15 protein-coding genes and 1 tRNA gene are annotated in these 13,537 nt (G+C 44.4%); 7 read left to right on the top strand and 9 right to left on the bottom strand.

All coding sequences use genetic code 11. From position 1 onward, the window contains the following. Window positions 1-49 precede the first annotated feature (49 nt). Complete coding sequence (locus JO154_RS05240) at window positions 50-949, top strand: AraC family transcriptional regulator (RefSeq protein ID WP_291942564.1); 900 nt, start codon at window positions 50-52, stop codon at window positions 947-949. A gap of 35 nt (window positions 950-984) precedes the next feature. On the opposite strand, the gene JO154_RS05235 is transcribed toward JO154_RS05240, so the two are convergent. From JO154_RS05235 to JO154_RS05220, 4 genes are all read right to left on the bottom strand, one after another. Then, on the bottom strand, window positions 985-1,974 hold the full coding sequence (locus tag JO154_RS05235; protein WP_291942563.1) for an ABC transporter permease subunit: 990 nt from the start codon (window positions 1,972-1,974) through the stop codon (window positions 985-987). Next, window positions 1,958-2,938: an ABC transporter ATP-binding protein gene (locus JO154_RS05230; RefSeq protein WP_291942562.1), complete on the bottom strand. Its 981-nt coding sequence runs from the start codon at window positions 2,936-2,938 to the stop codon at window positions 1,958-1,960. The genes JO154_RS05235 and JO154_RS05230 overlap by 17 nt, the downstream gene beginning before the upstream one ends. Before the next feature lie 2 nt (window positions 2,939-2,940). Beyond that, window positions 2,941-3,762, bottom strand: coding sequence for an NEW3 domain-containing protein (locus tag JO154_RS05225; protein ID WP_291942561.1), 822 nt, complete (start codon window positions 3,760-3,762; stop codon window positions 2,941-2,943). Between the two features lie 135 nt (window positions 3,763-3,897). Then, window positions 3,898-4,038 carry a hypothetical protein gene (locus JO154_RS05220; protein WP_291942559.1) on the bottom strand — a complete coding sequence of 47 codons (141 nt, stop codon included), beginning with the start codon at window positions 4,036-4,038 and terminating at the stop codon, window positions 3,898-3,900. A 314-nt stretch (window positions 4,039-4,352) separates the two neighbouring features. Here JO154_RS05220 and JO154_RS05215 point away from each other — a divergent pair, with 314 nt between their 5' ends. The 4 genes from JO154_RS05215 to JO154_RS05200 all read left to right on the top strand — a co-directional run bounded on the left by JO154_RS05215 (window position 4,353) and on the right by JO154_RS05200 (window position 6,599). After that, window positions 4,353-4,805: an Hsp20/alpha crystallin family protein gene (locus JO154_RS05215; protein WP_291942557.1), complete on the top strand. Its 453-nt coding sequence runs from the start codon at window positions 4,353-4,355 to the stop codon at window positions 4,803-4,805. Between the two features lie 88 nt (window positions 4,806-4,893). Then, a complete protein-coding gene (locus JO154_RS05210; protein ID WP_291942555.1) occupies window positions 4,894-5,181 on the top strand; it encodes a hypothetical protein in 288 nt (95 codons plus the stop codon). A gap of 406 nt (window positions 5,182-5,587) precedes the next feature. Next, window positions 5,588-6,010, top strand: a complete 423-nt coding sequence (locus tag JO154_RS05205) for a DUF1016 N-terminal domain-containing protein (RefSeq protein WP_291942553.1) — start codon at window positions 5,588-5,590, stop codon at window positions 6,008-6,010. Window positions 6,011-6,137: 127 nt separating this feature from the next. Beyond that, window positions 6,138-6,599: a PDDEXK nuclease domain-containing protein gene (locus JO154_RS05200; RefSeq protein ID WP_291942550.1), complete on the top strand. Its 462-nt coding sequence runs from the start codon at window positions 6,138-6,140 to the stop codon at window positions 6,597-6,599. A gap of 211 nt (window positions 6,600-6,810) precedes the next feature. On the opposite strand, the gene JO154_RS05195 is transcribed toward JO154_RS05200, so the two are convergent. After that, window positions 6,811-6,883: transfer RNA gene (locus tag JO154_RS05195), tRNA-Lys, on the bottom strand. Between the two features lie 226 nt (window positions 6,884-7,109). Beyond that, the gene (locus JO154_RS05190) at window positions 7,110-7,613 is read right to left on the bottom strand and encodes a DinB family protein (RefSeq protein WP_291942548.1); all 504 of its coding nucleotides are present in this window, start codon (window positions 7,611-7,613) and stop codon (window positions 7,110-7,112) included. Between the two features lie 119 nt (window positions 7,614-7,732). Between JO154_RS05190 and JO154_RS05185 the strand changes: the two genes are divergently transcribed. Beyond that, the gene (locus tag JO154_RS05185; protein ID WP_291942546.1) at window positions 7,733-8,443 is read left to right on the top strand and encodes a CDGSH iron-sulfur domain-containing protein; all 711 of its coding nucleotides are present in this window, start codon (window positions 7,733-7,735) and stop codon (window positions 8,441-8,443) included. Between the two features lie 148 nt (window positions 8,444-8,591). Here JO154_RS05185 and JO154_RS05180 read toward each other — a convergent pair whose 3' ends face one another. Both JO154_RS05180 and JO154_RS05175 read right to left on the bottom strand, forming a co-directional pair. Next, a complete protein-coding gene (locus JO154_RS05180; RefSeq protein WP_291942544.1) occupies window positions 8,592-10,454 on the bottom strand; it encodes a M1 family metallopeptidase in 1,863 nt (620 codons plus the stop codon). 142 nt (window positions 10,455-10,596) lie between these two features. Then, window positions 10,597-11,544: an ABC transporter ATP-binding protein gene (locus JO154_RS05175; RefSeq protein ID WP_291942543.1), complete on the bottom strand. Its 948-nt coding sequence runs from the start codon at window positions 11,542-11,544 to the stop codon at window positions 10,597-10,599. A 178-nt stretch (window positions 11,545-11,722) separates the two neighbouring features. Between JO154_RS05175 and JO154_RS05170 the strand changes: the two genes are divergently transcribed. Next, on the top strand, window positions 11,723-12,202 hold the full coding sequence (locus JO154_RS05170; RefSeq protein ID WP_291942542.1) for a glycine zipper domain-containing protein: 480 nt from the start codon (window positions 11,723-11,725) through the stop codon (window positions 12,200-12,202). Window positions 12,203-12,313: 111 nt separating this feature from the next. Here the strand turns inward: JO154_RS05170 and JO154_RS05165 are convergent, their stop codons facing one another. After that, complete coding sequence (locus tag JO154_RS05165; RefSeq protein WP_291942539.1) at window positions 12,314-13,522, bottom strand: family 16 glycosylhydrolase; 1,209 nt, start codon at window positions 13,520-13,522, stop codon at window positions 12,314-12,316. Window positions 13,523-13,537: the final 15 nt, after the last annotated feature.

Here is a 13,537-nt window from a genome sequence, read left to right as displayed (position 1 = left end):
ATAAAAAATTGTACTTTATCGATATTTTACTATTCGGACATTATCAGCTATGAGCAAAGAACAGTCATCTCTCAATTTTATCCTGCTGAATATCGGCCATGCTGTACATAATGCTGACTGGAACTGGCGCAACGTTTGTAGCCCTTTTATCCGGGTACACTTTGTAGAAAACGGGACAGCCAGCCTTATTCGGGAAGACAAAACCTATGAACTAAAAAAGAACCATCTGTATCTTACACCGGCATATACCATTCACGGATACAAATGCGAAGGGCATTTATCTTTGTACTACATTCATATTTATGAAGAAGTGGGCAATCAGACCGGCATCTTTGACCTAATAGATGCTCCTGTAGAAATAAAAGCAGATCCGCTGATTGTCCAACTAATCAAACGCCTTGCTGGCATTAATCCGGAGAGGAAACTGCCCCACTTCGATCCATGGTCATACGACAACCCTCCCACGCTTGTCAGAAATATAGCGCGCCAGAAAGCCGTGCCACTCGGCTACGAAATGGAGGCACAAGGCATCATCAAACAGGTCTTATCCCGGTTCCTACTACTAGCCACGGATAAGAACCTGCATATAGACAAACGTATCCTGCAATCGTTGCACTACATACGTACCCACTTACATAAGCCTATCAGCGTGGACGCATTGGCAGCGGCCTGTTTTCTCACCAAAGACCACTTCATTCGCCTTTTCAAAAAAGAAATAGGCTGTACGCCAGGAAAGTATATCAATGAAAAGAAGATAGAAAAGGCCCAACGGGTGATGATGACGAAAGACATGAGCATCAAGGACCTAGCTTACAGCCTTGGATTCGCGAACAATGCTTATTTTAACCGTTTCTTCAAAAAACAAACAGGGGAGAATCCGGGAAAGTATAAAAAGAGAATGCGGCTTCTTGCAAGTGACGATACATCGTTTTCTCCCCTGTTACTGTAATAAAGGCTTATTGGAAGCGTCTCCACCAATCACAATCAGGTCCTTATTTCCCGGCGCATAAAAAAATAATATGCGCCCGCAAAACAAACCACCGTAGCGGCCACCAACCCTGTTACCTGTGGCCATACCACCATCAGGCTTTCCCTGAAGGATAACGGCGCCGGAATAGCGCCGGCCATCTGCTCCATGGTCAATGGTCCCAGGCTTCTCACCGAAGGCATCAGCAACGTAGTGGCAGCATCGGTATACAGTTGGCTGGGCGCCAGGCGAAACCAGGACAAAATGATATTGTTGTAAATTACCACCTGCTCCGGCTGCAACGATGCAGGATCGGGTAATACCGTCCTAACGACCATATTAACGATCAACTGGTAAAACACGGTAAAGAACAACCAGATACCAATAGCGGTGAGGGCAGAGGTAGCCGCATGCTTAAACAACACGGATAGCGCTATCGACAGGCTAAGCCAGAACCCCACATAGATCATGCTCAACACCACAAACGTCAGGATGCGGAACAGCTCCGCGGCCTCCATTGGCACACCTGTGATGAGGAGTCCGGCCCCAATCATAAGTAACACAAGGCTGAGAAAAAGCACACCCACAATGGTGAGCGCAGCGTAGAACTTAGCCAGCAAGAGATTATCGCGGTATACCGGCTGCGCCAACAGCCGTACCAGTGTGCCATTATTCTTTTCCGAATTAATAGCATCGAAGCCCAGTGCGATACCCAGCAAGGGGCCGAGGAAGCTGATAAAAATATAAAACGTAGGAAGTGAATTATCCGAAGTGGTTAATAATTTTAGATAGACGAACACGTGGTCCGGATCATTAAAATCTGTCACCACTCTCCTGATGTTTGATAACGATACGTGCATCGCACCGAGGAAGGTAAATAGGATCAGCAGCAGCATCACTATAAACCGCCAGCTACGGATATGATCCCCTCCCTCTTTACGCACCATCACCCAAAACGGCCCAGGAACGGCCGCTCCGGTGAAAAAAAGGTTAAACAGCCTGTTCATTCAAAATATGCTTTTTAGTATTCTTCTCAAAAAAACGATGATAGATCTCATCCAAACCATATTCCTTTTTATGTACACCGGTTACGTTTAACCCGTTCTGTACAAAAAGGCGGACAATATCCGGTGTGATATCTGTACTGCAGGACACGTCTACGTTACCTTCCATTATCGACACCTTGGTAACGCCAGGCAGTGCCAGCAGTTGCCGTTCTATTTCCCCTGGCGCTGTAAGCGGCGTCCTGACGGACACCTGTACCACATAGGAATCCTCCCCGAACAGTTTACCGGCCAGCGTTTCGAGATTACCTTCCGTCAATAATTTCCCTTCTACGAAGATGCCCACACGATCACAGATCTGTTGCATCTGGTGAAGATGGTGGGAAGATAACAGCACCGTCAACTCCTGCTGCCGGCTGAGTTGACGGATCAGCGTGAGAAATTCGCGGATACCAGCAGGGTCTATGCCCAACGTAGGTTCATCAAGTATCATTACTTCTGGTTCACGAATCAGCAGGTCGGCAAGGCCCAATCGCTGTTTCATACCACGGGAATAAGCCGCCGTTTTTTTATGCATTTCTGCTCCCAGTCCCACCATCTCCATGGTGTTGTGGGCCCGAGAGCGGATATCTTTTTCGGGGATGCCATTGAGGCGGCCGATGTACATCAGATTATCCAATGCCGTGAGGTTATCGTAAAAGCCGGCGCTGTCCGGCAGATAGCCAACTTTCCGCCGTACCCCCACCGGGTTGCGTGTAGCATTGATACCGCATACCATGGCTTGTCCCGAGGTAGGTTCCGCCAGTCCCAGCATCATCAGGATAGTGGTGGTTTTACCGGCGCCGTTAGGTCCCAGCAAGCCAAATATTTCTCCTTTGTTTACTTTCAGGGAGAGATGATCTACTGCTTTTTTGGTACCGTAATTTTTGGTGAGTCTGTCCAGTTCTATAATAGGATTTGTCGTCATGTCTACCTCCTTCCGTATTTACGTATCAGGTAATACACGATGCCCAGCGACAGGAGGATCACCAGCGTACCTATCCAGCCGGCCAGCATGGAGGTTTTGACCGTCATGCGGAAAGCCGCGTTGCTGTTGACATTATTATTCCTTACCGTAAAATTCGACACATAATCACCGGCGATGGTTTTATCCGGAACGCTAAGGGTAGCTGTTACCTGCTGTTCTTTACCTGCATCGAGGCGGTCGATTTTGGAAGGTTCAAATACAGCGCTCCAGGAGGCCGGCGCCTGAGCTGAAAGCTCCAACGCTTCCAGCGACAGGGTACCGGTATTTTTCACCGTCAACTGTAGCTTCCGGCTGCGGCCTTCTGTAATATCATCGCTCAATCGCCCTGTAGGCGTGGTTAGTTCTACGCTATAGCTGCCTTTCACCACTGCTTCTACATCGGCATGGAGTGTATCGGCCTGTGACATGGCCATCACCGGGATGTTGTATTTACCAGGCTTCACCAAAGGCGCTGCCGTTATTTCCAGGGAAATATCTTGTGTTCTGCCAGAATCCAGACGCAGACCCGCCACCTGGGTACCTTCCGCGCGGAATGCCACTGTCCATCCTTCCGGCACATCCGCCCTTAATCCATATAACTCCGTATGCCCGCTGCCGTTAGACAGGCTCAGATTGTAACGAAACGGCTCCTTCGCAGTGGATTCTATATTCATGAGCCTTGCAGAAAATGCGGATTTTCCTTTACCCTTCTGTGCATGGGCGCCCAAGGTCAGGGCCAGCAAAAAAAATGAAATACAATAAACTTTCCGGTAGTTGGATAACATAATATTGAATGATAGTTTTTGACAATAGTGCATACGGCCTTTCTTCATGCTACGAAGACAGCCTTAGGAATAACAGTTAGCTTCAGTAGCAAAGCCATTGAAGCAGAGAATTAGCAAATAAATCAACAGTGATGATTACGCAAATGGTCCGTCGGTACCGGAATAATGCGTTCTGAGCAGGTTTGCTTTGATAACAGCAATGGTGGTTTCTTCTGTAGGCACAGGCAATATAAAGGCCCTGTGGTGTAATGTTTTGGTTTTTAAAATATTTGTCATGCTAGATGAAATTGAATTGCATTAAAACAAGATCAAATAGAAAAAATATAAATGCTCCATTCAGGAGAAGTCAAATTTCAGACAATTTGTAAGCCGAAAATTAAATCTTCAATTGTTACGATAATGTTAAAATGGGTAATAATTGGCACTTTGTCAGTAAGCCCTTATCGTCCAAAGCTGTCAATATTTCAGCATCCGGCATGTTAGTTTCATGCGATGAAAAAATGACAGTCAAACATTTATTTTTTCACGACTGGCATATAGGTTGATCGCCCCATTTTAGCTATTTGTTAATCTTTAAAAAGGAGGTTACTATGTCACTCGTAAGAAGCTACAGGGAACCACTTACAAATTTGCCGACCCTGTTCGAAAACTTTTTTAACCGTGGTTTTTTCAGCCGCGACAACTTTAATAATTCCATCAGTGGCACCACTATCCCCACGATGAATATTAAAGAAACAGATGAGGATTTTCTCGTTGAACTCGCCGCACCCGGTATGAAAAAAGAAGACTTCAAAATCCATCTTGATGGCAACAATCTGTCCATTTCATCTGAAAAAAATGCCAGTGAAGAGGAACCCAGTAACGGGAAATATTCCTATAAGGAATTTAGTTACCAGTCTTTTAAACGCACCATCACCCTTCCCTCCGATGTGGTGGATGAAGAAAAGATCCAGGCGCGATATGACAACGGATTACTATCGCTGAAAATTCCTAAAAAAGAAGAGGTAAAGAAAAAGGCGCCACGCCAGATTGCCATTCACTAATCGTGCGCTAAATATTTTTTGTCAAGCCCAGCGGAAGGCGGGTCACTCCCATAGATCCGCCTTTCCGACTGGCACAAACCCGTGATAAATGGAAGAACGCTTTTATATCGATGTCCATTTCAAAGTAGCCAACGGTTGGATAACCTACGCTAAAATTAATCTCGGATATGATCAGGCGTTTGCCAATTCTCTTTTTGACGTGCTGGCAGGCAGAACTTTACCGGAAGGGTTTCTCAGAATGAACCTGATGGAAACAAAAGATGATTTTGCCTTTCTGCACCAAAGCATGTATTGTACACTTCCTCAACTGGCTGAGAATTGCATGTTGATAACGAAGGAAGTTTTCAGGTTTTATAATCTTGATAAAGGGATATAGATTAGCGTTATCTTGAGAAATAAAGAGCGAACAGTAATCAAGAGGATAAATGCTGTTAAACATTCAAAAAGGATCGCGACTAAACACTAGACTAAAAAACAAAATTTCATCCCGCGCCATGCGCGAGGTTTATATACCCAAAAACAGAAATCCAAAGCTGTGTTGTCCATCAGATTCGCAATTCTTTAAAATATGTGGCTACCGAAGCGAGACTTCTGGATTAGCTTACTTTGTACCAGATTGAAAACTCATACTCAACTTCATACATCAATTATCATTTTTACAATAAAAAATGTTATTGGTGAGTTAACCTTCTTTTATTCACATAACTAAGACATTTCCGGCACAACTACTTATTAATTTTCGCCTGTAAAGAAAATGATTGAAACGAAATGCAACAATTAAAATGACTAATAAAGCTTATAGAGAATGGCTGGTGGAAATAAAAAACAAGGTAAAACAAGCCCAATTAAAGGCAGTATCTAATTTCAATATAGCTTTAATAGAACTTTATTGGGAACTGGGGAAGGAAATTATCTCCAAACAAACTGAATACAAATGGGGGGAGAATTTTCTGGAACAACTGTCTATCGATCTCAAAAAAAGTTTCCCCCAGATAAATGGTTTCTCTCGCCGAAATCTGTATACAATCAGACAATGGTATATTTTCTTTTCTCATCAATTTGAATTTGTGCCACAGGCTGTGGCACAATTACCCTGGTCGTACCAGCGACTGTTAATTTCTAAAAATCAAAGACCTGGAAACAGTTGTTTTATATGCCAAAGCCACTCACAAAAATGGTTGGTCCAGGAATCAATTAGAAATTAACATTAAACATAATTATCATTTAAGACAAGGAAAGGCTGATCACAATTTCGAATCAACTCTTCCTAAGCCACAGTCTGATCTGGCAGCAGAGACTATTAAAGATCCATACCATTTTGATTTTCTCGGATTGGAAGAGAATGCCCAGGAGCGAGAGATTGAACTGGCCCTAACGCAGAAGATTACCCACTTTATGCTGGAGCTAGGAAAGGGTTTTGCTTTTGTTGGCCGTCAATATAAATTAGAAATCAGTGATTCTGATTATTTCCTGGATTTATTATTTTATCATCTCCACCTACGCTGTTTCGTAGTCATTGAATTAAAGGCAGGAAAATTTCTACTTGAATATGCAGGGAAATTGAATTTTTATCTTTCTGCGGTAGATAGTAAATTAAAACACGTAACCGATAGCCCATCCATCGGAATAATATTATGCCGATTAAAAGATAAAATAGAAGTGGAATATGCACTTCGCGATTTAAATAAACCCATAGGTATTAGTTCTTTTGAGTTATCAGAAATTATACCTGATGACCTTAAAACTCAACTGCCCACAATTGAAGAAATGGAAAGGGAATTAATGGACGAGTAAGGTACTTTTCCTTATTTGGGATCAAGTAATATTATTTGCTGGTATGCCTTTACCAGAAAAAAGGATACACTAAAAGTAAAACTGTTTTGTGCATCCTTTTTTGTATCCTTTCAGATTCGTTTTGTATGATTTACCTTTCTATACCAAAAGCAGAAAAGCCGCTTAAATCCTACGATTCAAGCGGCTTTAATTTCCTTTGATATTCTTGTTGTGATCCCGCTGGGACTCGAACCCAGGGCCCATACATTAAAAGTGTATTGCTCTACCAACTGAGCTACGGAATCAAATCGCTGCTTTCACCGCGACTCCCCTTTTTCAATGGGAGTGCAAAGATAGAAAAATATTCATCTCTGCAAAATATTTTTAAAGCATTTTTATTACAAAAACACCCAAACAAAATACTGTAGCCCATTTCGGTGGATTTATTTTTTTTACAAATCTGCGTATATACATCAACGTAATAAGGCAATGTTGTGCCCGTACAACATTGCCTCATCACGATTTTTGTTCCTACTTTGCAGCCCATGCTTCATCTGCACTTGGCCCGTAACTGCCTGGAATTGGTATATCCAACAGCCGCAGATAAACACCCAGTTGCGCACGGTGATGCACAATCTGGCAATATGCCATTCTAATAACTTCCTGCTTATTGTATTCTTCAATAATCGTATCCCCATTACGAAGTACCCAATGCTCCGGCAACTGCGATTCCTGCGCCTTTGCCAACGCTTCACGACCCGCCACCAGGTTCGACTCAAAATATTCCATTAACTCAGCATTGTTCGTAACAGTGACATGTTTATAATCATTATTCGCGAAATCAAGCTCTGAAGTATTCAACGTCATCGGTACCCAGCCTGTCAGTTCTGCAATATGTGTAGCCAACTTCCCCATAGGCATGCTTTTTTCATGAGGCGCCCAGTCAAGCTTGTCCGATGGTACCCGCTGCAACATTTTACGAGTAGTTACCGCTTCCTGTTCCATTTCTTTCTGGAGAATTTCAATGATGTTCATAGTACTTCTGTTTTGTTGATACAAAGTAAAAAGGCGAAAGTGACAACCCTATGTCAGTAGTCATTTAGAAATAACAACTTTTTTTTAAAATGTTTGTTCCTCTACTAAATTCTCACCGCATGAAAACGAATCCCACTGCGCCAAACAACATGTCTGTGTCCGTCACATTTGGCCCCTACGAACTGAAAGGCAATATCCCCCTGCAATTGATGACCATCGGTACGAATGAGAAAGGGGAATCGATGGAATGGGTCCCTGGGAAAACATTTGAGACAAAAGAAGAGCCAGTGTTTTTATGTAGATGCGGACACTCCGGCAACAAACCGTTCTGCGATAATACGCACCTGCAAATCAAATTCGACGGTACCACCAACCCACACCACCGCTCTTATCTGCAACAAGCTTCTCTATACGAAGGCCCCGACACCCTCTTGACTGACGCGGAAAACCTCTGCGCCTTCGCCCGCTTCTGCGATCCCAACGGTCAAGTATGGCATATGGTGGAAAATACAGACGATCCTGCGGTAAAAAAACAATTCCTTAAACAAGTGCATAATTGCCCCAGCGGGCGACTCATGGCCTGGAATAAGGAAACACAAACGCCCATAGAACCCAAACTCTCCCCTGCCATCGGCATAGTGGAAGATCCATCCAAAAATATCAGCGGCCCCTATTTCGTACAGGGTGGCATCACCATCTACGACGAAAAAGGAATCCCTTACGAAATACGTAACCGCGTTACCCTCTGCCGCTGCGGCGCCTCCAGAAACAAACCTTTCTGCGATGGATCCCATGCTGCCATCCAATTCAAAGATGGCCTTCTACTATAACAGTGGATCTAGCCATTGGATGCCCCGCTATTGAAGAAGATGGCAGCGTTGAAATCAGGGAAATTCTGGAGTTCGGGCTCCTACAGTAAAAATAAAATGTCCCCAAGAAGCCTATTGCTTCTTGGGGACATTCCCATTATAAACGAAATTATTTTGCTTTCCAGATATTGTCATTCGGCGTGGCATCCATGTATAGCCCACCTTCCAAACGTACTTCTTGCACAGCTTCTTTCACTGGCAGTTTCAGCACCAGTTCTTTCTGATTAGCCTGCCATACAGATGGCGTATAATGAAATTGTGATTCTTTCCCATCTTTGGTTACAACTACCAAGTTAAACGGAATGGCAAATCCACCCACATTCTTGATGGTAACATTCCCACTTTTCACATTGCTCACGGCCAGGTCTATGTAGTTGTTGGAGAAAAACCAGTTATTCCAGAACCAGTTCAAATTCTTACCAGATGCGGTGTTGAAGATATGGAAGAAATCCCATGGAATAGGATGCTTGCCATTCCACGTATCCATGTATACATGCAGCGATTTCTTGAACAATTCGTCTCCCAATAAATCTTTCAATGCCAAATATGCCAAGGATGGCTTACCATAAGCATTGCTGCCATAACCCATTTCACTCACCTGTGTAGACATGCTAATAATCGGTTGATCTTCTTCTGTAGACGGATCCGCGATATAATACTGCACTCTAAAGCGCTTGTAGAAATCATCTGCGGCCTGCTGCCCTTTCTCTGAAATACCAATCAGGTATTCAAAGGTGGTAGCCCAACCTTCGTCCATAAAGGCATAGCGGGTTTCGTTGATGCCCATGTAAAAAGGAAAATAAGTATGCGCAATTTCATGATCCTGCACCAACTGGGCAAAACTCAGGTTACCTCCTACGGTGGCATCATTCACCATCATAGGATATTCCATATCTGCAAATCCCTGGAAGGCGGTCATTACCGGGAAAGGATATTTCACGCCAGGCCAGTGATTGGAAAACCATCCCAATGCATAACGAGAAAATTCTACGGAATGCTGGAAATCAGTGGTATTAGCTTTATACGCGGCCTGCACACTCGCTCTACGGCCACTAACGGTATCCAGCAAAGCGCTAGAAGCATCCCATACATAATGATCACTCACACCATAAGTGACGTCTGTGATATGCTTGGCGACAAATTTCCAGGTATTCCAATCCTGCTGCGCAGTCACTTTATGCCCTTGGAGATCTTCCTGGGTGGCAATATGCATGGTTTCATTGGCGGTAAGTGAGGCTTTCAAACGCTGTGCAACTTCCGGCTGCAATACTTCTCCGGCATTCTGCAGCTCTCCTGTTCCCCATACGATAAAATTCTTCGGTACCGTAACTGCAACGGTATAATCATTGAAATCATTATAAAACTCTGCTCTATCAGTATGCTGAATATCGTCCCAACCATTATAATCATCGAATACGGATACACGCGGATAAGCATAGGCCATAAAACAGGTAGTACTGTCAATCATCCCTTCGCGACCACTCTCTTTGGAGAGGTCATAACGCCAAGTAATTTCAATTTTGGCACTGTCGTGTGATTTTATGGGAGACGACAACGGCACGACGCCTACAGTGCCTACATCATTGGGAAAGGATATTTCGGCGCCATTACATACAAAACGTTCCACTACCACGCCGCTATCCAGGAAATTCATGCTGTGATAACCATCGCGAGGAGCTTGAAATTTATGCAGGTTGTTGTTCATGCGAATACGTAGTCTGGAAAGGTCATGGGGACTATTATTCACATATGTGATGGTTTCTTTACCATACACGGTGCGGGTAGGAGGCGCTACCTTCAGTTGGATATCGTATCTCCCTTTATTCTGCCAGTAATTAACACCAGGTTTACCACTCATATCCCTGGTTTGGGCCTTATAGGCATTTTGGATATTACGGGGCATGTACAGCTCCTGGGCCTTAACGGCAGTACATCCCAGGATAGCAGTCAATAACAAAATGTATCTTCTCATATAGCGGATTATGCTAACGAACTTCGCGAAAATTACTCGTTAATGCAAGCGGTAGATACATAATTGGAGACTGACAGGGTTAAACGGCCAACGCTATCTTGGGGGGTTGACAACGTTTGTGCAACACCGTTAGTTTTTTATATTATAGTTCGACACGTATCCTCACTCCTTCTCCCTGCTTCACAGCACCAGGATGCATGCTCATCAACAACTGTATGTCTCCGGCCTGCAATAGTGCCTCTTCATAACTGCCAAAGAATTTCACAGATAATACCTTCGCGGCAATACCGTTACCATCGGCCAGTACTACTTTCTCCGGACGGATATAGATCGCTGTATCAGTGGTTTGTATGCCTAATACTGCTGCCTGTACGTCCGACAAATGATTGAATTTTCCAAAGAGTGCGGCACAATAATCATCTTGTGGATGTAAATATACCTCTTGTGGCGTTCCTTGCTGGATCACTTCCCCATGCCGCATAATCATAATACGGTCCGCCCAAGACAGTACATCCAATGGATCATGGGAGGTGAGTAAGCAAGTAATGGATAGTTCACTGGAAATATCTGCAATGACATCCTTTAACTGCTGCTTATGGATCATATCCAGGTTGGAAAACGGTTCATCCAACACTAGGAGCTGCGGTGCGGTAGTCAACAAACGCGCCAAGGCCACCCGCTGACGTTCCCCCCCGGAAACCTGGTCATTCTTTCTTTTAAACAGATGCGTGATCCGACAGACCTCATACACATGCATGGCATCTTGCGCTGTTAGTTTATTATCTCGTTCGAGGATTTCCTCTACCCGGAAGTTATTACGCAATTCAAAATGCTGGGACAAATAAGCAATCCCCGGATGACCAGGTATCAGTACATCCAATGGGCCTTTTACCCGTTTCCCCAGGAAATCAACGGTACCCTCGTCTGTTTGTAACAGGCCAGATATAATCTTCAACAAGGTACTCTTCCCCGAGCCCGTGGCGCCTGCAATGGCTAGTTTCTGAAACTGTGGCTGATTAAAACTAACATCTTTTACTACAGCTTGATCCTGTAACTGTTTGCTGATTCCATTTACCGTTAAAAAACTCATATACCACCGTAAAATTGAAGCTGTAAAGGTATTCAAAATGATTAGAAATCACTGTTTTTACTCCGAACGCCCTATGTCTTGCAAATTTTTTATAATATATTATCTTTACAGTCCGAAAAATGGCATAATTTTGGCCAATCCCCATGGTTAGAGGGAAAAAACAAAAAATTTTAACCAAATGCGACAAACAATTGTAGCCGTAGCTGCCGCTGTAGTACTGTTCTCCTGTAAAGGCCAGCCAGATCAGGCAGCCATCGAAAATGCAAAAAAAGCCACCATTGACTCTATCAACAATGTCAATCTGGTAAAACAACAAGTCATCGATTCGATGAAGCATGTAGGCAGTCACCACAGAAAAGGTAGCGAAGCGGGTTATAGCCCTGCTACTTATAATGCTCCTGAAGAAGGAACCACAGCAGCAGCAGCTCCTGCACCAGCACCAACTGCTGCTAAGAAGAAGAAAGGTTTTGGTTCCTGGAGCCACACTGCTAAAGGTGCCGTTGTAGGCGCTGGAGCAGGTGCAGTTACAGGTGCTATCGTTAACAAGGATCACGTGAAAGGCGCTGCGATTGGTACACTCATTGGCGCTGGTGTAGGTGCCGGTACTGGTGCGATTGTAGACCATGCGAAAAAGAAAAAAGCTGCACAACAGCAGTAATAGCCAAATAAAAATTTAGGTATGCCGGGCTGATACAGCCCGGCATTTTTTATTCCTACAAAAAGAAAAGCCACGCTGGAAAGCGTGGCCTGATACATCACCCAAAAATAACTAGATACGAAAAGCTTCCCAGCCGGATATCGTTGTCCGGTTGCAAGTCATAGGCTGTGTCCCATTTTCACAGGAGATATACCGCCCATTGTTGCCCCGTAACGCGATGGTGCCGTCTGCATTCACGATCCAGTCAAACTTTTCCCAGTCGCCAATAGTGGTGCGGTTACACGTAATCGCACTGACGCCGTTTTCAGATGAAACATATTTTCCCATTGCCTGTAAGGCTACTTTTCCGCCGCCAGCATCTATTACGGTGAATTGCTCCCAAGCCTGTGCAGTGGCACGGTTACAGGTCATGGCCTGGGTACCGTTTTCACTGCTCACAAAGGCATTGTTGAAGCCTTTCAGGGTGATGGTCTGCCCAATGGGAGCACCGCCACCAGATTGTGTCATGGAGTAAACGCGCACATAGTCTACCCACATATTCGCCGGCAGTTTGCTCTCATCCACCGTTTGACCAGGCCAGTCGCCCGCTACCGCCAAATTCAATATGATGAAAAACGGATTATGGAAAGCGCCGGTGTTATTAATATTGTTTTGGATATTGGCAGCCACATACTGCGTGCCATCTACAAACCAGCGGATACCATTCGGATCCCACTCTACCGCATATACGTGGTAATCATCTGGTGTAGTGACCATATTACCGCCATAAGATACATGTCCGTTGTTATCCCAGTGAATAGTACCGTAAACGGTATTGCTGGTATTAATGCGTTCTAAAATATCTATTTCTCCGCATTTAGGCCAACCTACTCCTGCTTGGCCAATATTACTACCCAACATCCAGAAGGCAGGCCAGAGGCCTTGTCCGGAGGTAAGCTTAATCCTGGCTTCTATACGGCCATAGGTGACAGAGAATTTGCCCGCAGTATTTAATCGCGCAGAGGTATAAGGCATCCCTCCTACGGATTCTTTTTTAGCGGTGATGACCAAGTTGCCATTGCTGACAGTGGCATTGGCTGCCTGATAATATTCTTTTTCGTTGTTAGCCCCATTGGGACCCGTTTCAAAATTCCAGTTGCTTGTATTTACGCTGGTGCCATTGAATTCGTCCGACCAGATCAGATTATACGTTACTGCTTCTGTGGCTGCTTTGGTTGTTGTACTAGCGACAGGCTGCAGTACTGCTTTATTAGGTTCCTTGGAACAGGAAACCAGGGCGAGCATCAGCAATGCGCCCACGTGGAATGGATTTGCTTTCATGGATTTTACACTTAT

This window comes from Chitinophaga sp. (assembly GCF_019236475.1).
In the GTDB taxonomy this organism is placed as follows: Bacteria; Bacteroidota; Bacteroidia; order Chitinophagales; family Chitinophagaceae; genus Chitinophaga.
Note: the sequence above shows the minus strand (reverse complement) of the source record. Positions and strands in the feature narration are given on the sequence as shown.